General features: G+C 38.4%; 22 protein-coding genes, 1 tRNA gene and 1 riboswitch. Of the genes, 7 read left to right on the plus strand and 16 right to left on the minus strand.

Translation table 11 applies throughout. From position 1 onward, the window contains the following. Positions 1-122 precede the first annotated feature (122 nt). The 4 genes from tcmP to JTI58_RS01795 all read left to right on the plus strand — a co-directional run bounded on the left by tcmP (position 123) and on the right by JTI58_RS01795 (position 3,841). Positions 123-1,298, plus strand: coding sequence for a three-Cys-motif partner protein TcmP (tcmP, locus tag JTI58_RS01780; RefSeq protein ID WP_205444820.1), 1,176 nt, complete (start codon positions 123-125; stop codon positions 1,296-1,298). 46 nt (positions 1,299-1,344) lie between these two features. Further along, positions 1,345-2,079 (plus strand): DUF5131 family protein, encoded by a 735-nt coding sequence (locus tag JTI58_RS01785; protein ID WP_205444822.1) that lies wholly within the window; start codon positions 1,345-1,347, stop codon positions 2,077-2,079. A gap of 65 nt (positions 2,080-2,144) precedes the next feature. Next, complete coding sequence (locus tag JTI58_RS01790) at positions 2,145-2,630, plus strand: ImmA/IrrE family metallo-endopeptidase (protein WP_205444823.1); 486 nt, start codon at positions 2,145-2,147, stop codon at positions 2,628-2,630. Positions 2,631-2,662: 32 nt separating this feature from the next. After that, complete coding sequence (locus JTI58_RS01795; RefSeq protein WP_205444825.1) at positions 2,663-3,841, plus strand: tyrosine-type recombinase/integrase; 1,179 nt, start codon at positions 2,663-2,665, stop codon at positions 3,839-3,841. A gap of 138 nt (positions 3,842-3,979) precedes the next feature. Here JTI58_RS01795 and JTI58_RS01800 read toward each other — a convergent pair. Beyond that, positions 3,980-4,053: transfer RNA gene (locus tag JTI58_RS01800), tRNA-Arg, on the minus strand. A 220-nt stretch (positions 4,054-4,273) separates the two neighbouring features. Between JTI58_RS01800 and JTI58_RS01805 the strand changes: the two genes are divergently transcribed. Continuing rightward, positions 4,274-5,020: an SDR family NAD(P)-dependent oxidoreductase gene (locus JTI58_RS01805; RefSeq protein ID WP_205444827.1), complete on the plus strand. Its 747-nt coding sequence runs from the start codon at positions 4,274-4,276 to the stop codon at positions 5,018-5,020. 93 nt (positions 5,021-5,113) lie between these two features. After that, positions 5,114-5,764 carry a hypothetical protein gene (locus tag JTI58_RS01810; RefSeq protein ID WP_205444828.1) on the plus strand — a complete coding sequence of 217 codons (651 nt, stop codon included), beginning with the start codon at positions 5,114-5,116 and terminating at the stop codon, positions 5,762-5,764. Here the strand turns inward: JTI58_RS01810 and JTI58_RS01815 are convergent. The 14 genes from JTI58_RS01815 to JTI58_RS01880 form a co-directional block, all read right to left on the minus strand. After that, complete coding sequence (locus JTI58_RS01815) at positions 5,761-6,459, minus strand: YqjF family protein (protein ID WP_205444830.1); 699 nt, start codon at positions 6,457-6,459, stop codon at positions 5,761-5,763. The genes JTI58_RS01810 and JTI58_RS01815 overlap by 4 nt on opposite strands. Before the next feature lie 59 nt (positions 6,460-6,518). Then, positions 6,519-6,680, minus strand: coding sequence for a DUF2639 domain-containing protein (locus JTI58_RS01820; protein ID WP_205444831.1), 162 nt, complete (start codon positions 6,678-6,680; stop codon positions 6,519-6,521). A gap of 112 nt (positions 6,681-6,792) precedes the next feature. After that, positions 6,793-8,253 (minus strand): protein adenylyltransferase SelO, encoded by a 1,461-nt coding sequence (locus JTI58_RS01825; protein WP_205444833.1) that lies wholly within the window; start codon positions 8,251-8,253, stop codon positions 6,793-6,795. A 129-nt stretch (positions 8,254-8,382) separates the two neighbouring features. Continuing rightward, positions 8,383-8,886 carry a metallophosphoesterase gene (locus JTI58_RS01830; RefSeq protein WP_205444834.1) on the minus strand — a complete coding sequence of 168 codons (504 nt, stop codon included), beginning with the start codon at positions 8,884-8,886 and terminating at the stop codon, positions 8,383-8,385. A 12-nt stretch (positions 8,887-8,898) separates the two neighbouring features. Next, positions 8,899-9,492, minus strand: a complete 594-nt coding sequence (locus JTI58_RS01835) for an XTP/dITP diphosphatase (RefSeq protein WP_205444836.1) — start codon at positions 9,490-9,492, stop codon at positions 8,899-8,901. Position 9,493: 1 nt separating this feature from the next. Further along, the gene (rph, locus tag JTI58_RS01840; RefSeq protein ID WP_205444838.1) at positions 9,494-10,243 is read right to left on the minus strand and encodes a ribonuclease PH; all 750 of its coding nucleotides are present in this window, start codon (positions 10,241-10,243) and stop codon (positions 9,494-9,496) included. 135 nt (positions 10,244-10,378) lie between these two features. After that, the gene (gene racE / locus JTI58_RS01845) at positions 10,379-11,176 is read right to left on the minus strand and encodes a glutamate racemase (RefSeq protein ID WP_205444840.1); all 798 of its coding nucleotides are present in this window, start codon (positions 11,174-11,176) and stop codon (positions 10,379-10,381) included. 10 nt (positions 11,177-11,186) lie between these two features. After that, a complete protein-coding gene (locus tag JTI58_RS01850) occupies positions 11,187-11,639 on the minus strand; it encodes a MarR family winged helix-turn-helix transcriptional regulator (protein ID WP_016991542.1) in 453 nt (150 codons plus the stop codon). Positions 11,640-11,713: 74 nt separating this feature from the next. Beyond that, positions 11,714-11,935: a helix-turn-helix domain-containing protein gene (locus tag JTI58_RS01855; protein ID WP_004226437.1), complete on the minus strand. Its 222-nt coding sequence runs from the start codon at positions 11,933-11,935 to the stop codon at positions 11,714-11,716. 187 nt (positions 11,936-12,122) lie between these two features. Then, positions 12,123-12,584, minus strand: a complete 462-nt coding sequence (locus JTI58_RS01860) for an acyl-CoA thioesterase (RefSeq protein WP_205444842.1) — start codon at positions 12,582-12,584, stop codon at positions 12,123-12,125. A gap of 60 nt (positions 12,585-12,644) precedes the next feature. Continuing rightward, entirely contained in the window at positions 12,645-12,896 is a 252-nt protein-coding gene (locus tag JTI58_RS24780; protein WP_243456283.1) for a hypothetical protein, read from the minus strand. Between the two features lie 446 nt (positions 12,897-13,342). Then, positions 13,343-14,122, minus strand: a complete 780-nt coding sequence (sdhB, locus tag JTI58_RS01870; RefSeq protein ID WP_205444844.1) for a succinate dehydrogenase iron-sulfur subunit — start codon at positions 14,120-14,122, stop codon at positions 13,343-13,345. A 5-nt stretch (positions 14,123-14,127) separates the two neighbouring features. Continuing rightward, positions 14,128-15,882, minus strand: coding sequence for a succinate dehydrogenase flavoprotein subunit (sdhA, locus tag JTI58_RS01875; RefSeq protein WP_205444846.1), 1,755 nt, complete (start codon positions 15,880-15,882; stop codon positions 14,128-14,130). Positions 15,883-15,948: 66 nt separating this feature from the next. Then, complete coding sequence (locus JTI58_RS01880) at positions 15,949-16,557, minus strand: succinate dehydrogenase cytochrome b558 subunit (protein ID WP_141904737.1); 609 nt, start codon at positions 16,555-16,557, stop codon at positions 15,949-15,951. Positions 16,558-16,829: 272 nt separating this feature from the next. Here JTI58_RS01880 and JTI58_RS01885 point away from each other — a divergent pair, with 272 nt between their 5' ends. Then, positions 16,830-17,264, plus strand: coding sequence for a YslB family protein (locus JTI58_RS01885; protein ID WP_205444847.1), 435 nt, complete (start codon positions 16,830-16,832; stop codon positions 17,262-17,264). A gap of 93 nt (positions 17,265-17,357) precedes the next feature. Here the strand turns inward: JTI58_RS01885 and JTI58_RS01890 are convergent, their stop codons facing one another. Then, positions 17,358-18,584 carry an aspartate kinase gene (locus tag JTI58_RS01890; RefSeq protein WP_205444849.1) on the minus strand — a complete coding sequence of 409 codons (1,227 nt, stop codon included), beginning with the start codon at positions 18,582-18,584 and terminating at the stop codon, positions 17,358-17,360. A 134-nt stretch (positions 18,585-18,718) separates the two neighbouring features. Further along, positions 18,719-18,897, minus strand: a riboswitch (Lysine riboswitch). Positions 18,898-18,959 lie beyond the last annotated feature (62 nt).

The raw sequence follows: 18,959 nt of genomic DNA on the forward strand, positions 1-18,959 counted from the left end.
CTTAAAAATACTTTTATATGTAAATTTTATACATACATGGTTTATATATGATGGTAATATAGCGTAATTTCCTACCTCCGCAAAAAATTAAAAAAAAAATATTAAAATGAGGGTGAAATTTTATGACAAAACAGTTTTTTAACACTCTACAGAAACACAGTGATGCAAAAATCGAAATATTAAATAATTACTATATTCCATGGTTGAGAAAGATTAACTTAGGGATTCATAATCAAAACCGTTGTTTAGTAATAGACGGGTTTGCAGGTCCAGGAATTTATGAAGAAGATCAGGCTGAAGGATCACCAATCAAACTTATTAAAGGTGCAATAGAATTCTGTGAACAATGTTCAGAACGTGGTTGGGATTTACCTAACATCAATATTATCCTAATTGAAGGGGATATAGATAACTATTCCAAACTTCAAACAAATATTTCTTCTCTATATCCTACAAGAATTGATGATAATGGAGAAATTGACTTAATTGATTATCCTACCATAAATATCATTACTATTAATGATACATTCGCTAATGCATTGGGGAGTATATTAGATTCCATAGATAAGGGGCAGACATTAATCCCATCATTTTGTTTTGTCGATCCATTTGGTTTTAGTCACACTCCTTTTGAACTATTTCAAAGATATTTACAAAATGAGAAGGCTGAACTTCTTTTTAATTTTATGTTTGAAGAAATCAATAGATTTATTATGTCAGATAAAAACAAAAAACTAATTGAAACCTATCAAGAATTATTTGGCATCGAGGACATAAAGCAAATACGAAAAGAGATTGGTGTTTTAACAGGTGCAGAGAGAAAAAAAATTGTTATTGATTTTTATTCAAGATCCTTACTTGAAATGACAGAAGCAAGATATGTATTAGATTTCGAATTCAAAAAGAATGGAAGAACTAAAATGTTTTTAATATATGCGACAAAAAGCATTAAAGGTTTAGAAGTTATGAAAGATGTGATGTGGAAGGTAGACGGCACAGGGATGTTTTTATTCAGTGATCAGATATCTGCGAATCAGTTAGAATTCGAATTTATTAATATTATGGAAAAGGAAACTCATCAGACAAACTTAGCTACTTTATTAGCTATTGTATTCAAAAGAAAAAGAAAATCTATGGCGATGATTGAATCATATGTATTAGAGAATACTATCTATCCTTTGAGTAATTATTTAAAACCAGCATTAAAAATTTTAGAAAAAAACGGTATGATAGAAGTAGAAAGGTTTCCTAAAGCTAAAGCATTTACTTACACAAAGGTACGACATATTAATTTCTAGAACATATATTCCTTTAATGTTATACTACTAGTAAAGGAGGGATAATATGGCTGGTAATAGTAGCATCGAATGGACGGAAGCGACTTGGAACCCTGTCACTGGATGCAGTAAAGTATCACAAGGTTGTAAAAACTGCTACGCTGAACGAATGGCTAAACGATTAGTAGCTATGGGTAATCCCCGTTACAATAATGGTTTTAAAGTTACCCTACATGAAGATTTAATCACTTTACCTTATAAATGGGCGAAGCCCCGCAAAGTATTTGTAAACTCAATGTCTGATTTATTTCATGAAGATGTACCACTGGAGTTTATCCAAAAAGTATTCGATACAATGAATGATACTCCAAAACACACATATCAAATATTAACAAAACGTGCAGAACGCTTAAGTGAACTTGCTCCTCAATTGACATGGGGGCCTAATATTTGGATGGGTGTTAGTGTAGAAAATGAGAGTGTCTTAAATAGAATCGATTATCTCAGAACCGTCCCTGCAAAAGTTAGATTTTTATCATGTGAGCCACTTTTAGGACCACTAAATAATATGGACATAAATGATATTCACTGGGTAATTGTGGGTGGAGAATCTGGTCCGCGTTCAAGGCCAATGCTTGAGGAATGGGTTTGGGATATAAAATTAAACTGTGAAAAAAATAAAGTCGCCTTTTTCTTTAAACAATGGGGAGGCGTTCAAAAATTCAGGACTGGTAGATTATTAAAAGATCAGATTTTTGATGAATACCCCCAAACTGAATTATTAAACCCTACTACAAAATAGTAGGGTTTTATTATATAATAAAAAGAACATACGTTCTATTTAAAATTCATTGTGAGGATGTTTAAATGAAAAATTATACACACACTGAAAATTTTATTAAAAATTTATATAACCAAATAAGTATAACAATACCTTCACAACTTCAATTTCAAAATATAGCAATTTCGTTGGATATAAAAGTATTTTATTGGAACAAAACAAGCCAAGCACTTTTTGATGAAAACCATGTTTATATTTTTCTCAATGAACAACTAACATCCGTACAGCTTTGGCAAGATTTTTGCCATGAGTTAGGGCATGTTTTATTACATACTGGACAGCAAGAGCGCATGTCCAAATCTTGGATAAAATATCTAGAGAACAAAGCAAATAATTTTATGTATCATGCCTGTGTCCCCTCTTTCATGCTGGATGAAATGGATTCTAATGCGCTCACTATTGAGAATGTTCAACAACTATTCAATGTTGAATACGACTTTGCTGAAAAACGACTTACTCAATATTTTAATAAAAAAATGAATATGCCAAATAGGAATAGAACTTTTCTATGACCTTAATAACAATGTAATTGGGGGTGTCTATTATGGCGAGTATAACAAAGCGTGGAAAGACGTGGCAGTATTGTGTTAGTAGAATGGTCGATGGAAAGTATAAACCTATACGGAAAGGTGGTTTCAGTACCAAAAAGGAAGCAACAATTGCAGCAGCAGCTATTGAATCTAACATTGGGAAGAATGGCATCCCACTAATTCAACAAGATATTCCTTTCACTAAGTATTTTATGGATTGGGTAAAAACATATAAAACCGATATCTCTGACATTACGATGAGAGCCTATACAGCTACTTACAATAAAATGTTTGAGTACTTTGGTGAAATGCCCATACAGCAGATTACAAAACGTAATTATCAAGAGTTTATGAATGATTTAGGAACAAAATTTGCGAGGGATACAAATCGTAAGTTAAATGGATACGTCCGAACATGTTTGTTAGAAGCAATTGACGAAGGACTAATAAAGAATGATTTCACTCGCAATATTACTATTACTGGGGCATCTTCAAAAAAAGGGTCTGAAAAATTTTTAAACCTTACTGATACTGAAAGGCTCTTATTTTACTTAAAAGATCATGTTGAGAAAAACATAAATAACTTACAAAACGTTGATAATGGTATCGAGAATTTATTACTACTTCTCGCCTTAACTTCTGGTATGCGTTATGGTGAATTAGTTGGCCTCATCGAGACAGATTTTAACTTTAAGGAGAGTTTCATTCGTGTAGAACGGCAATGGAAATACAAAGAAGGCGGTGGCTTTGGTGACTTAAAAAATGAAAGCTCTGAGCGTACGATAACTATTGATACAGAGACTATGCTATTATTTAAGAAATTTTTTAAATATCGTACATCACATTCAGATAATCAACATCAACTAGTGTTCTTTGAAGACACATCCGATATTTTAGTTGTCACAAATGATCGATTAAATGATGTACTACGGGCAGCATTGAAACATCTTAAAATAACACCACTCATTACTGCTCATGGATTACGCCACACACATGCGAGTATTTTACTTTTCGAAGAAGTAAATTTGATTTATGTGTCTGAACGTCTAGGTCATTCAAGTATTGAAATTACTTCTTCTACATATGCCCATGTGCTAAAAGAATTGCGTGAACGTGATTCCAGAAAAACAGCAGATGTATTTAAAAAGATGATGTTAATGCCTTCCACTAATATAGAGCGTGTAGATGTGTAGAAAATGTGTAGAAAACTTTTATTTTTTATCTCTTTTTAACGACTTCTAAAAAATACTAAAAACACCTTAAATCCTTGATATTAAAGGATTTAAGGTGTTTTTCACACTGTAGTTTCTCTTTCTAAAACTACCTATTGACGTCCCAGGAGGGATTCGAACCCCCGACCGACGGCTTAGAAGGCCGTTGCTCTATCCTGCTGAGCTACTGAGACATGATGTCGTTTCTTATGTATTCCATAGGAAGGACAATACTTATTATATGTAATTTATAGCATAATGTCAACATTAATTTTACTATGTAGGCAAGGTTTGCCTCATATTTTTTATCATATGTTGCCTCAGCATTCATTATACCATTTCTTCACCCTCTTAACAGGACGAATAGCAAATATTTGCTACACTATTGGCGATAAAAAAGTAGGAGGTATGCGGATGTTTAAAGATGTAGTCGTTATTGTCACAGGTGGTGCACAAGGAATTGGTAAGGGCATTACGCTTGCATATGCACAACAAGGTGCAAAAGTGGTGATTGGTGATTTGAACGCAGGCTTAGGACAACAGTTAGCACAGGATATGCTTGCTCAGGGCTACTTTGCATTATTTGTGCCAACGGATGTGACAAAGGAACAGGATATCATTCATTTGATGCAGCGAGCTGTTGAGCAATATGGGACCATTCATATTTTAATTAATAATGCTGGGAAGTTTAAGCATCAATCTCCTTACGAGGTGACGTTTGATGAGTGGCATGATTTGTTGCAGACGAATTTAACGAGTACCTTTTTCTGTGCCAGAGAGGCTGCAAAAGTGATGCGACATAATGCTAAGGGTGGTTCAATTGTTTCGCTGGCCTCAACGCGAGCTGAAATGTCAGAGCCTCATACAGAAGCTTATGCGGCTACAAAGGGTGGGATTGTGGCGTTAACACATGCTTTAGCGCGATCTTTAGGACCAGATCAAATTACAGTGAATTGTATTTCACCTGGGTGGATTGAAACAGGTGATTACGAGGCACTACGGCCAATCGATCATGCGCAGCATTTGTCAGGAAGGGTGGGTCTGCCTGAAGATATTGCACAGGCTTGTCTCTATCTAACAAACCCGTTGAATAACTTTGTGACAGGTATTAATCTTACAGTCGATGGTGGCATGACGAAGAAAATGATTTATGAGGCGTAATTTTGTCGTCTCTTCTTTTCTTTCTTGTTCTTCATACTCCGAGATTCCTTAGAGTATGCTACTGTAGGAAAAAGAACAAGAAGGAGTGAAGCCTTGTACCCCTATGCAAATGGTTTTTCATTAAGCCAGCTGTATCACGCTCCCTATACGCACTATACAGCTCCGATTCGTCACTTTTTACAGTCTAATGATTACAGACGCTGTATTAGTAAAGGCGAAGCGGATTTTATGGCTATGAACCGCTTACTTTGGATGGAGCATGTGAATTGGACACGGATGACCATTATTAGCATTGTGTTTAATTTGCCCGATTTACCCTTTGTGCAGCAGCGTTTGCTACGAAATGCAACCGATTTAGGGAATTGTCTACGCCCCTTTTATGGTGACTCCGTGGCGGATCGTTATGCAGCTTTAATTAAAGAGCATCTGGTAATTGCGGCTCAATTAGTGACAGCTGCAGCAAAAGGAGACGCTACCACAGCGGAAGCAAAAGAGAAGGAATGGTATCGTAATGCAGATGATATTGCTTTCTTTTTGCATACAATCAATCCATACCTAAGTAAAGAGGCAGTACAAAAAATGTTTTATACGCATTTAGCTTTAACGAAAAATGAAGCTGTCACCATGATACAAAAAGATTATCAGGCAGATGTCGATGTATTTGATGAAATTGAAGCAGAGGCACTTGCGATGTCAGATATGATTGCCAGCGCCATCGTGATGCAATTTTGTTACCTCTTTTAGTGTAAAAATCTTGATGCATTTATGTCCATTTTACGCTCAACTGCTGGAGGAAAAACTCTCGCCACTTTGTTTTTGGCATAATGTGCACGAGGCTGCATGCCTTGGAAGCTCCCCTTCATAAAAGAGGCTAATGTATTGCTTTGAATCGTTACTGTCGCTCGCTTTAATTCCCATGGGGAGTGGTGAATATCAATGCGGAAAAGTGTATCCTTCCATTTCGCCCATGAATGATAACGCTCTACAATCCATTGGTCGAAATTAGTATTGGTCTTGTCTCCTATTGTACAAGTAACCCTCAATCTTTCATCACTTACTTTGTAATGGCTTGTATATGAATAGTGATCCCCTCTTTGTTTTACTAGGATATTGGAATGGCGATATGGCAAGCTCCCTATTGCCGTAATTTTTGATAGGAAATAATTCGTCACATCTAAATGAAAAAAATAGATGCCTTTCATGCCGTTATACTCCACATATGTTCGGACATTCAACTGTAAATAAGTGTTCATCCCAGGAAGAGGTGGTAGAAAGCGTAGCCGATGTCGATAAACTTTAAAAAGGACAGCGCTGATCCAAGCATTTTGCTCAAATAGATCGAGCTTCAGTTCTTGAGGTACATGTTTTTCGAGTTCTTGAGGGGCTATCGGCCAATGTAAAAATAAAACATCTTGCCATGTTTGAGTCATCATCCACATAGTAAAACTCCTTTCTAATCACTAGTTTTTCCTAGAAAGGAGTTATTCAAACAAACGGTCTATTGATCCTGCTCAGCAGACTCTATTTCGACATAACGATAATATAAATTTCGTAATTCAGATTCTTTATATAAGCCTAAATGATTTTTAAATTGAGGATGAACCATTATTCCATGAGCACGTAATACTTTGACAAACCAACCCTTTGAATACTTATGCACCGACCCTATTCTCCTTTATCTTTATTCATACATAGAATATGCGTTTGAGTACGGGAGAGTGCCTTTATACAAATAAATAAAAAACGAGAGAATAACTAGCTCTCGTTTTTACTTATGTGCCACAAAACGTACGATATGGTTGATTCGTCGGTTCAGGTAATGAAGCGTATTCTTGTTGCTCTTCCGTATGGGCGTAGGGCTGAGCAAGGATTTTTAGTAAGCTGTTCATCACGCTATAATCGCCTCGTTCAACAGCCGCTTCTAAAGCTTCTTCTACCCTGTGATTACGGGGAATAACAGCTGGATTATGTTGACGCATTAATTGCTGTGACATGTCTTTTGTTTGCTGCTGTCTCGCTAATCGAGCTTGCCATTTGTGATGCCAGTCTTTAAAAGCTGAGGCATTAAATAATGGGGAATCCTCCAATTGCTCAAACGTTAAGGCGATAAATGTATTGGTATAATCAGCTTGGTATTGCTGCATAAGCTGAAGAAGCTCTTCAACAAGCTTGATGTCTTCTTGCTCCTCATTAAAAATGCCAAGCTTTGCACGCATGCCTTCCAACCAATTTTCTACATATAATTTTGGATACTGTTGTAGGGTATCTTGTGCCAGTTGAATGGCTTTTTCTTGATCATCATCAATTAAAGGTAGTAAGGACTCAGCTAAGCGAGTTAAATTCCAGCCACCAATGTTGGGCTGATTTCCATAAGCATAACGTCCTTGGCGATCAATAGAGCTAAACACAGTCGCGGGATCATAGATGTCCATGAATGCACAAGGACCATAATCAATGGTTTCACCGCTAATGGTCATATTATCTGTGTTCATGACGCCATGAATAAAGCCCACTAACTGCCACTTGGCTATAAGGGACGCTTGTTTCTTCATGACTTCTTGTAGCAAATAAAGATAACGATTTTGACCGCCAATATTAGCTGGGTAATGTCGTTCTAATGCATAATCAGCTAAGAGCTGTAGCTCCTCATCTGTACCCCATTGCGCGGCATATTGAAAGGTCCCTACCCGCAAATGGCTACTTGCAACTCGTGTGACAATAGCGCCTGGTAGTTCCGTTTCTCGTATAATCATTTCACCTGTAGTTACTACTGCTAGACTGCGTGAAGTGGGAATACCTAACGCAAACATCGCTTCACTCATGATATACTCCCTTAGCATTGGACCTAATGCGGCTCGTCCATCCCCTCCACGAGAATAAGGTGTTCTACCTGATCCTTTTAGAGCAATGTCATATCGATCGTTTTGAGGTGTGATTTGTTCCCCATATAATAGAGCTCTACCATCACCTAGCATATTAAAATGACCAAATTGATGCCCTGCGTAGGCCTGTGCAATCGGTTCGCCACCTTCTGGGATTGTATTACCAGCTAAAACAGCTAAAGCTTCCTCACTCTTTAAAGCCTGAATGTCTAATCCGAGTGATGCTGCAACTGCTTCATTTAACAAGATCAATTTTGGTGAACGAACAGGATTTAACGATATGTCGGAATAAAAAATACTTGGTAGTTGAACGTAACTATTATCAAAATGCCAGCCAATTGTTTTTTCCATGTTTTCTCCTTTATTGCCTTTACGATTTATTTTTGCTATTTCAGCATTAATCATTCCTAGTCAATTTTACCACTATCAGCAGCCCAAATAAAAATCCGCATACTTTGATAGTCATGCGGATTTTCCCTATTATTGTCGGTCAAATGTATATGTAGCCATACATTGATTGTCATCTGTCATGCAATCGACTTTAAAAGATGTTGCATTGATTTCCACAACAGCAAAGCTTTTCTCTTTACGACCACGTGGTTTTAATAAGCTGCCCGGATTTAAAAATAAGATATCATCCATCATTTCGGCACCGAGAATATGAGAATGACCAAAACAAACGATTTGTGCACCTACTTCTTTTGCACGATAGGATAAGGATAAGATGGAATTTTTCACATTGAATAAATGACCGTGTGTCACAAAAATCTTTACATCATGGACAGTGAAAATTTCTTCTTCGGGGAAAGCTTTCTCACGATCACAGTTTCCACGTACTTTTTTCAATCCTTCTAATGCCGTATGTGAGTAGGGAAGTTCACTATCTCCACAATGAATCACAACAGCTATTTCAGGATAAAAGCCTTTAACCTTTTCGATGACATGGCTATCACCATGTGTATCGCTCATAACAAGTATTTTCATGGATATCACCTCTTATTTGATAAGATTCGGTAATTGCTCCTTTAACTTGCGGATGGCATTGCCACGGTGAGAAATAGAGCCTTTTTCCTCTGGTGAAAGCTCTGCCATCATACGATTTAAGCTTGGCACGAAAAAGATTGGATCATAGCCAAAGCCATTCGTTCCACGCTTTTCATGGGCAATGACACCTTCACATGTGCCAAATACCGTTGTTGTTGCAAAATCAGGTCCTGCAATTGCAATACAGCAGCAAAAACGTGCTGACCGCTTGTCATCTTCGACACCTTGTAAATTTTCTAACAGCTTGATCATGTTTGCTTCATCATCATGGTCACCAGCATAGCGAGCAGAATACACGCCTGGGTCTCCATTTAATGCATCTACTGCTAAGCCACTATCATCTGCAATAACAATGGTACCAATCTCCTTCGCTAATGCTTCTGCTTTTAAGATGGCATTTTCTTCGAATGTTGTTCCTGTTTCTTCTATTTCCATTTCTGGTGCCACTTCAAACATTGTCACGACTTCATAACCAAGTGGGCCAAATAATGCTTCAAAGTCTTTTGCTTTTCCTTTATTTTTTGTGGCGATGACTACTTGTTTCATACTATTGATTCCCTCCAACCTTGTTTGCCAGTTCACCAAGCGTTATTTTTTGAAGTTCAACTAATTGTTGTATGCCTTTTTCACCTAGTGCTAACAATTCATTTAGTTCTTGACGAGAAAAAGTGGCTTCCTCTCCAGTACCTTGTATTTCTACAAATCGTCCTGCGCCCGTCATTACAATGTTCATATCAACAGCTGCAGCCACATCTTCTACATAATTTAAATCGAGAATAGCACCTTGTTCTTCTACAATCCCAACACTTGTTGCTGCCAAAAAGTCTGTTACTGGGAATTTTTCGAATGGCTTTTCTTCAGCAAATTTAGCAATGGCTTGTGTCATGGCAACAAATGCTCCCGTAATGGATGCTGTACGAGTACCACCATCAGCTTGAATGACATCACAGTCAATCCATACAGTACGCTCGCCTAGTGCCTCTAAATCGACTACAGCACGTAATGCACGCCCAATTAAGCGCTGAATCTCCATTGTACGTCCATTGACTTTCCCACGAGAGGATTCACGTGGTGTACGTTGAGCGGTTGCACGTGGCAGCATGGAATATTCGGCTGTGATCCATCCTTTCCCTTGCCCACGTAAAAAGCCAGGTACCTTGTCTTCAATCGTTGCTGTGCAAATTACTTTTGTATTGCCTACTTGAATTAATACGGAGCCTTCTGGATGTAATAGATACTCGCTATCTATTTTCACAGGTCTTAGCCCATCTGCATTTCTACCATCAAATCTTGTCATATTTTTCGTTCCTCCTAAAAACTTTCGCGCCCTCATCTTATCATAATTTGTGCCATCAAAAAAGTACTCAATGGTGGCTTATGTACAATGCTGAAAACGGCAAAAATCAGCCTAGCCTGTTGCTAAGCTGATTTTTTATTTTAATGTGATACGTTTTATGTCGAGAGTACCTTGTTCTAACCAATTCTCAGCAATCGAACGGAAAATTGGAACAGAACCAGTTGCAAAAAATTTATGAGCAGGCACCGCATTTGCATTTGCTAAAGTGCCGTTATACGCTAACATTTCCTGAACATCCTTTGCTGTTTCCTCCGCAGAAGATAGTACATTCACATCTTCTCCGACAACAGCTTCAATTTGTTTTTGTAGAATAGGATAATGTGTACACCCTAAAATAACCGTATCAAATTGTCGATTTTTCAACGGCTTTAAGCCTTCAGCTATTAAATTATTTGCAAAGTCACCTTTATATTCGCCACTTTCTACAAGTGGCACGAATGTTGGACAAGCTAGTGGAATAATATGTGTTGACGTATTGAGTGACAACAAGGCTTCTTCATACGCCCCACTTTTAATCGTTCCTTCTGTTGCAAGCACAACGACTTCATGTCGCTTCGTTTTCTTTACAGCTGCACGTGCGCCAGCATTGATAACACCTAGTACCGGAAAAGGCATATTTCTTTGTAAACTTTCGAGTGCTACTGCAGTCGCTGTATTACAAGCTATAACGAGCATCTTAACATTCATTTTTTCGAGTGCTTTTGCCATTTGCCAAGTAAAATTCCGTACTTCCTGACGACTTCTTGGACCATACGGACACCTTGCTGTATCGCCAATATAATAAATCGTTTCGTTTGGCAATCGCTTCATGATTTCTTTTGCTACGGTTAAACCGCCTACTCCTGAGTCAATAACGCCTATCGGGGCATTCATACTTTCCGCCTCAATCCTGTTTCATGTGTACATGTAGTTTCTCTAAGTAGCTTGATAATTGCGCGACTTCTTGTTCATTAAAACCAACAAGCATCTCTTGCAAGTATTGCTGTCTTTTTTCAATAACTTCTTGAATAATACGTTCGCCTTTTTCGAGAAGATGAACGACAACGACACGGCGATCATTTTCATCACGCACACGCTTGACTAATTCATTTTTCTCCATTCGGTCCACTAAATCTGTTGTCGTGCTAAAAGCTAAATATAGACGGTTTGATAATTCGCCAATTGTAATATCACCAAGCTCTTCTAACCACTGTAATGCAACAAATTGTGGCGGCGTAATCGCATAATCGGAAACAATTTCTCTTCCCTTTTGCTTCACGATGGCCGCTATATAGCGTAATTCCTTTTCAACCGTTGCAACGGTTTCAGGTGAGTGCTTTGTTACTTCATCCGACATATAACTATTTCACTCCTAAAAATACGTTGAATAGTTCTATTTTGTCGTTTTTTTCACGAAATAGCAAGTGTCCATTAGTCTAATTTAAATTCTTCCAAGCGTAACAGCTCAATTAACGCCTGAGATCGATTCGTTACACCTAGCTTTTGAATTGTATTGGAAATGTGATTTCGCACTGTTTTTTCACTAATACCAAGCTGCTCTGCAATATCTCTCGTTGTTTTTTCAGCTAATAAAAGCGCAAATATTTCACGTTCTCGGTTTGTTAAAAGAGAACGATGATGAGAGCCATTCATTCAGTTACACCCTCCTCCCCCGCACGTATTGTAACTTATGTTAAGGGGCAGGAAGCGGTGACGGCTATTTGCATGATTATTCCATGTTTCCTTAAAAATTTCGAAAATTACATAGATACATTCGTAAATTTTACTTAAAATGTAATTCCTACTATTTTAATAAATTTACATATAGTTACATATTGAACTAGTGAGGTAGAATAGCCAACTGAATTAATTTCGTTTTTTCTTCCTCTGAGATCGGCACACTTTTACCTGTGCGAGGGTCCATTTGCACAATCGTTCCACGGCCAGTGAAACAAATTTCGTCCCTTTGATTTTTTGCTAGATAATGAATATCCATCGAAGAATTCCCAACTTGCGCGATTTTTGTATAAATGCGTAGAACATCATCAAAGAAAACCTGCTTTACATAATCACATTGTAAATCGGCTACTATTGGTATAGATTGTACATCATCCCCTGCAGAAGGCATTAAAATACCTAAATGTCGGAAATAATCAATTCTTGCTTGCTCAAAATATGTAAAGCTAATTGTATTGTTCATATGACCATACATGTCTGTTTCTGAAAATCGCACGCGTACCTCACTATAAAATGAAAAAGCCTTTTCCCACTCTTGAAAATTATCGATATAATTTGCCTTCATGATATACCATCCCCTGTCATGTAATTGCCCGTCTGATCATCAACCTAGTTATGATGACGGTTAACAAAATGAATACATGTTCATTATAAAAGAAAATGCTATATTATCATAGAAAAAACGCGAATAATCATCTTGTTGACTATTCATTTCTATAACTATAAAAAACTCCCTCACACTGAAGTGTAAGGGAGTTTCATGTTGTTGAAAAAAGATGATGTCAACGGCAGAAAAAGCAACTTTGCAAGGTGAGGGGTTGATTTCCGTTCCGCCAGCATCCTTTCCAGGGGGCGTCCGAGGAGCCGCTTCACTCACTTCCGTTCGCTCCAGGGTCTCCTCTGTGACGCTAAATCCCCTAGGAGTGACGCTGGCTCCACTCCAATCAACCATTCTGCAAAAGTGTCTTTACTTTTTTTCATAGTAGCATAGCGATCAAATCGCCCATTAACTGTATTCTTAGAGGGGATAGGCTCTTATTTTCAATGTGGAGAAGTGATGCGTGAGAACTTTATTTGAAAACCTTTGCTAAAAAGGTAACACTTTTGTGGATTGGAGTGGAAGGCTACTTGACTCCCGTGGGATAGCGAGACAGGCGAAGCCCTGCACGGAGCGGTAGCGGAGGAAGCGATTCGGCGCTCGCCCACAGGAAAGCAAGTAGCCTGCAACGGAAATCCATTTCTACCTTTCAATTGACAGTTTTGTTTTTCAACACTAAGAAACTCCCTCACACAAAGTGTAAGGGAGTTTAGCTTGTCCGTATATTAGTCTACGTAGTGGTCAGAACCGAAGAAGTTACGGAACATTTGCACTGAAGTAGCACGGTTTAATGAAGCGATTGATGTTGTTAAAGGAATCCCTTTTGGACATGCAGCAACACAGTTTTGAGAGTTACCACAGTTCGCAAGACCACCATCGCCCATAATCGCATTTAAACGTTCGTCTTTAATCATAGCACCAGTTGGGTGAGTGTTGAAAAGACGTACTTGTGATAATGGAGCTGGCCCGATGAATGAAGCTTTTTCAGATACGTTCGGACATGCTTCCATACATACACCACAAGTCATACATTTAGATAATTCATAAGCCCATTGACGTTTACCTTCTGGCATACGTGGACCTTCACCTAAATCATACGTACCATCGATTGGTACCCATGCTTTAACTTTTTTAAGCGCGTTGAACATACGTTCACGGTCAACTTGTAGGTCACGAATAACAGGGAATGTCTTCATTGGCTCCAATTTAATTGGTTCAGTCAATTGGTCAACAAGTGTTGAACATGATTGACGTGGACGGCCATTGATCACCATTGAACATGCACCACAAACTTCTTCTAAACAGTTCATATCCCATGATACTGGCGATGTGTTTTCACCATTTTCAGTAACAGGATTTTTTTGAATTTCCATTAAAATAGAAATTACGTTCATACCATGACGGTAAGGCACTTGGAATTTTTGCCAGTAGCTATCGCCGCCCTGTGTATCTTGACGTAAGACTTCTACTTTAACCATTCTTCCAGTATTAGCTGAGATTTGCATAACTTTTAGTCTCCTTTCGCAGAGTAGTCGCGTTTACGTGGTGGGATTAAAGAAACGTCGACTTCTTGGTACGTGATGATTGGATTACCAGTAGTTGGGTCAAACTTCGCCATTGTTGTTTTCAAGAATTGCTCGTCATCACGGTTAGGGAAATCAGGTTTATAGTGTGCACCACGAGATTCATTACGTAATAGTGCACCTTTTGTCATTACTTTTGCAAGCACTAACATATTTTTTAGCTGACGTGTAAAGTGCGCGCCTTGATTGCTCCATTTTTGCGTATCGTTGATGTTGATGTTGTTCCAGCGCTCAGTAAGCTCATCAAGTTTTTTCAATGTATCTTCAAGCTGATCATTGTAACGTACTACAGTCATTGTAGCAGTCATCATTTCACCAAGCTCTTTATGCAGTAAGTAAGCGTTTTCTGTGCCTTCCATTTTCATGATAGCATCCCATTTCGCTTGTTCCTCTGTTACACGAGCATCGTAAATCTCTTGTGGAAGATCTTCAGCATGCTTTTTAAGATGTTTTACATAATCTACTGCGTTTGGTCCTGCAACCATACCACCGTAAATAGCAGATAATAATGAGTTTGCACCAAGACGGTTTGCACCATGTTGAGAGTAATCACATTCACCTGCTGCAAATAGACCAGGAATTTCAGTCATTTGATTGTAGTCAACCCATAATCCACCCATTGAATAGTGAACTGCTGGGAAAATTTTCATTGGTAATTTACGTGGGTCATCCCCTACGAATTTTTCGTAGATTTCGATGATACCACCAAGTTTAACGTCCAATTCATGTGGATCTTTATGTGAAAGATCTAGGTATACCATGTTTTCGCCATTGATACCAAGTTTTTGGTTTACACAAACGTCGAAAATTTCACGTGTTGCAATATCACGTGGTACTAAGTTACCATAAGCTGGGTATTTCTCTTCTAAGAAGTACCAAGGTTTACCGTCTTTATAAGTCCAAATACGACCACCTTCACCACGAGCTGATTCTGACATTAGACGGTTTTTGTCATCTCCAGGAATCGCTGTTGGGTGAATTTGAATGAATTCACCATTCGCATATGAAGCACCTTGTTGATAAACGATAGAAGCAGCAGAACCTGTGTTAATAACAGAGTTTGTTGTTTTACCGAAGATAATACCAGGGCCACCAGTCGCCATAATAACAGCGTCTGCACGGAATGATTTAATTTCTTCTGTACGCATATCTTGCGCTACGATACCACGGCAAACGCCGTCTTCATCGATAATAACACCAAGGAATTCCCAGTGTTCATATTTATTTACTAAACCAGCTACTTCATGAGAACGAACTTGCTCATCTAGCGCATATAGTAATTGTTGACCAGTTGTTGCACCAGAGAAAGCTGTACGGTGCATTAAAGTACCACCAAAACGACGGAAATCTAAAAGTCCTTCTGGTGTACGGTTGAACATAACACCCATACGGTCCATTAAGTGGATAATGCCAGGTGCTGCGTCACACATACCTTTTACTGGTGGTTGGTTCGCTAAGAAGTCCCCACCATATACTGTATCATCAAAGTGAATCCATGGAGAATCCCCTTCACCTTTTGTATTTACCGCACCATTAATTCCGCCTTGCGCACAAACAGAGTGTGAGCGTTTTACAGGAACTAATGAGAATAAATCAACTTCAGTACCAACTTCAGCTGCTTTAATCGTTGCCATCAGACCGGCAAGACCACCGCCGACAACAATTATTTTGCTTTTCGCCATGATTATTTCTCACTCCTCTTAAAAAATTGCAATGATTGCATGTGCTCTATCGTAGCTTCTATTGAATTATACGAAAGCTAAAATAGCTGCCACACCAACTACACTTAGAATTACGAAAATAATGTTTGTTACGTAAGTAGCAATCTTTTGAGACTGAGGAGATTGTGTAATACCCCAGCTTACTAGGAATGCCCATAAACCGTTAGATAAGTGGAAAGTTGCTGATAAAATACCAACAATGTAGAATCCAAGCATGAATGGATTAGCAACGATATTCGCCATCATGTCGTAATCAACGTGTGTGCCAAGTGCTTTTTGAATACGAGTTTGGAAAATATGCCATGCGATGAATATCACTAAGAATACACCAGTAAAACGTTGTAAAGAGAACATCCAGTTACGGTACGTGCTGAAACGTCCTGTGTTTGGTGTAGCAGTGAATGCAATGTAGACACCATAGAATGCGTGGAACATTAATGGAATATAGATGACAATCCATTCAACTAGGATAAGGAATGGAATCTTTTCCATTACTGCGGTAGCATCGTTGTAACTTTCTGCCCCGCCTGTTGCTGTAAAGTTAATGAACAGGTGCATCGTTAAAAACAGACCTACTGGAATGATCCCAAGTAGAGAATGTAAGCGACGCCATAAAAACTCTCGATCTTTCGACAAGACTGTTACCCCCCTTAGTACTTAAAATAGCACAACAAAAGAAGTCATCATTTTGTAAATGATACTTCATTGACTGTGTATTTCATCATGGTACAATATTATGACATGTTTATTGTACTCTCAAGAGCTACGAGCGTCAAGGCAACTCGGAGTTTTTCATAGAGCTTATTAAAGAACTAATCTAGTACATGATGCGTCGTTTTTTCTCGAAAAATCTATCATTACTTTATTACCGTTAAATTTTAAGAAAATTCTAAGAAAGAAGGATAACAATGTTAAACACTCCATCTCCTACAATCTCATCATTTGGCTATGAGATCATTCGTGATCATATTCTATCTTCTATACTCGGTAAACATGAAGATGATGTCCTTTATTGGGCAGGTAAAGAGCTTGCTCGCAAGTTCCCATGTAAAAGTCAAGATGAACTTATCGCATTTTTCGCAGATGCCTGCTGGGGTACATTAGAGCTTATGAAGGAATCAAAGGATGGACGCATTTTCCAGTTGACAAACGACCCTGAAATTCTGCAAATTAAACAACGTAGCTTTAAACTTGAAGCAGGATTTATAGCAGAGCAAATTCAACTAGCTAAAGGCTACCTTACAGAATGCTATAATGAAAAGCGAGAAAAGCAACAATACGTCATGTTTACAGTCAAATGGGACGTCAAAGAACGTATTATGAATACCATTCCCTCAGAGTAATAAAAAGGATTGTCTCCCCCTAACGGGATGACAATCCTTCTTTTTTCTTCCTTTAATTTCGGACAATTACATAAAATGCTGTTTCTTCTATTATTATATGTAAAGTGCTTGCTCTAAATTAAACTCATCATGCAGTGCATTAGCTGCTTGGATCATATCATCCTGTGGTACAACAACAGAAACTTTTATTTCAGAAGTACTCACCATTTTCACAGGGATATTTTCACGACGCAACCGATCAAACATACGAGCAGCAACACCTGGATTAGAGGCCATGCCTGAACCAATAATGGAAACTTTCGCTAACCCTATTTCGAAGTCTGCAAAACTAAATCCGAGTGATAATTTACTATCTTCTAGAACACGTAATGCTTCTGCAAATTCCTCTTTTAAAATGGAAAACGAAACAGTTGGTTTCAGCCCATCAATAATGGCTTGAACAATAATATCTACATTAATGCGGTTCTCAGCAAGAATAGTAAATATATCTGCTAATGAAGCATTAGATAAAGCATCATACCCTACTGTTAAACGAATAATATCTGATTCAAAGGCCACGCCACGAACAACTAAGTTTTTTTCCATTTCCACTTCCTCCTTCAATAAAGTGCCTACTGACTCTACTAAACTTGAGCGTATGATAACAGGCATTTGAAATTTCTTTGCTAACTCCACCGCACGTGGATGTATGACATGAGATCCTAAATGAGATAATTCTAACATTTCATCATAGGAAATTTCCTGTAGCTTTTGGGCATGTGTCACATAACATGGATCTGCTGTATAAACACCGTCCACATTTGTATACATATCAGCTCGCTCCGCTTCCAATGCGATGGCAAGCGCTACAGCTGCCGTTTCAGCTCCACCTTTCCCAAGCATGGTGATATTGTGATCTTCGTCAACCCCTTGTTCCCCAGCAATGACTACAATTTGCCCCTGTGCAAAGTGTTCTTCGATTCGACTAACATCAATATAGTCGATACGCGCATGCTGATACATACCATCCGTATGAATACCTGCCTGCCATCCAGTCAGAGACACAGCCTCATAGCCTGCTTCCTGTAAGGCAATGGCAAATAAAGCACTAGATAATTGAGAGCCTGTAGACAAAACTGCATCTAATTCTCGTTTTGACGCATCGTCAGTTAGTTGATGTACCATCATTTTCATTTCTTTGGCAGTATGTCCCATTGCTGCAACAACTACCACTACATCAAATCCTCTGTCCTTTTCAGCAATCGCTTTCCGAGCTGCCTGTTGGATTTGTTCAGTAGAAGCTAATGCAGCTCCTCCAAACTTCATCACAATTTTAGCCATTTCTTTCATTCTCCCTTCCAGTCCATGTATTTCACCTAATTACAGGAGACAAAACCGTTTCTAGAAAAACTAAAAGGCAGCCTCCACATAACGTGAAAGCTGCCTATAACATGTACAATAATCGTAACTTGCGCATGTGTGATAGCTCTCCGAAACGTTTAGAATCGACAGTCTTACATTTCTTAAATGCAAAACCAGTACAGCAATGGAAACAACAACGCTGGACTTCGGCAAGCTCCCCTTTCACACAATATCTCTGGACTTGTCCATCCTCCATTGTGTTACTCTTGAATCTTGCACCTCTATCATCACCTTAAAGTGAATGTATTCAATTCATTAAGCCTTAGCGTAAATAAGCTAGTCACGCCAGTTAGC

Origin of the sequence: Lysinibacillus fusiformis (genome assembly GCF_016925635.1) — a bacterium.
GTDB classification, from domain to species: Bacteria; Bacillota; Bacilli; order Bacillales_A; family Planococcaceae; genus Lysinibacillus; species Lysinibacillus fusiformis_F.

Bases quoted from the DNA above. Each gene is read 5' to 3' on its own strand.
- JTI58_RS01830 (WP_205444834.1), bottom strand. From the start codon at position 8,886: ATGAAAATACTTGTTATGAGCGATACACATGGTGATAGCCATGTCATC.
- JTI58_RS01855 (WP_004226437.1), bottom strand. From the start codon at position 11,935: ATGAATGGCTCTCATCATCGTTCTCTTTTAACAAACCGAGAACGTGAA.
- JTI58_RS01805 (WP_205444827.1), top strand. From the start codon at position 4,274: ATGTTTAAAGATGTAGTCGTTATTGTCACAGGTGGTGCACAAGGAATT.
- JTI58_RS01850 (WP_016991542.1), bottom strand. From the start codon at position 11,639: ATGTCGGATGAAGTAACAAAGCACTCACCTGAAACCGTTGCAACGGTT.
- JTI58_RS01885 (WP_205444847.1), top strand. From the start codon at position 16,830: ATGTTAAACACTCCATCTCCTACAATCTCATCATTTGGCTATGAGATC.
- racE (WP_205444840.1), bottom strand. From the start codon at position 11,176: ATGAATGCCCCGATAGGCGTTATTGACTCAGGAGTAGGCGGTTTAACC.
- JTI58_RS01795 (WP_205444825.1), top strand. From the start codon at position 2,663: ATGGCGAGTATAACAAAGCGTGGAAAGACGTGGCAGTATTGTGTTAGT.
- tcmP (WP_205444820.1), top strand. From the start codon at position 123: ATGACAAAACAGTTTTTTAACACTCTACAGAAACACAGTGATGCAAAA.
- JTI58_RS01860 (WP_205444842.1), bottom strand. From the start codon at position 12,584: ATGAAGGCAAATTATATCGATAATTTTCAAGAGTGGGAAAAGGCTTTT.
- JTI58_RS01815 (WP_205444830.1), bottom strand. From the start codon at position 6,459: ATGTGGATGATGACTCAAACATGGCAAGATGTTTTATTTTTACATTGG.
- JTI58_RS01825 (WP_205444833.1), bottom strand. From the start codon at position 8,253: ATGGAAAAAACAATTGGCTGGCATTTTGATAATAGTTACGTTCAACTA.
- sdhA (WP_205444846.1), bottom strand. From the start codon at position 15,882: ATGGCGAAAAGCAAAATAATTGTTGTCGGCGGTGGTCTTGCCGGTCTG.
- JTI58_RS01785 (WP_205444822.1), top strand. From the start codon at position 1,345: ATGGCTGGTAATAGTAGCATCGAATGGACGGAAGCGACTTGGAACCCT.
- sdhB (WP_205444844.1), bottom strand. From the start codon at position 14,122: ATGCAAATCTCAGCTAATACTGGAAGAATGGTTAAAGTAGAAGTCTTA.
- JTI58_RS01790 (WP_205444823.1), top strand. From the start codon at position 2,145: ATGAAAAATTATACACACACTGAAAATTTTATTAAAAATTTATATAAC.
- rph (WP_205444838.1), bottom strand. From the start codon at position 10,243: ATGACAAGATTTGATGGTAGAAATGCAGATGGGCTAAGACCTGTGAAA.
- JTI58_RS01890 (WP_205444849.1), bottom strand. From the start codon at position 18,584: ATGGCTAAAATTGTGATGAAGTTTGGAGGAGCTGCATTAGCTTCTACT.
- JTI58_RS01835 (WP_205444836.1), bottom strand. From the start codon at position 9,492: ATGAAACAAGTAGTCATCGCCACAAAAAATAAAGGAAAAGCAAAAGAC.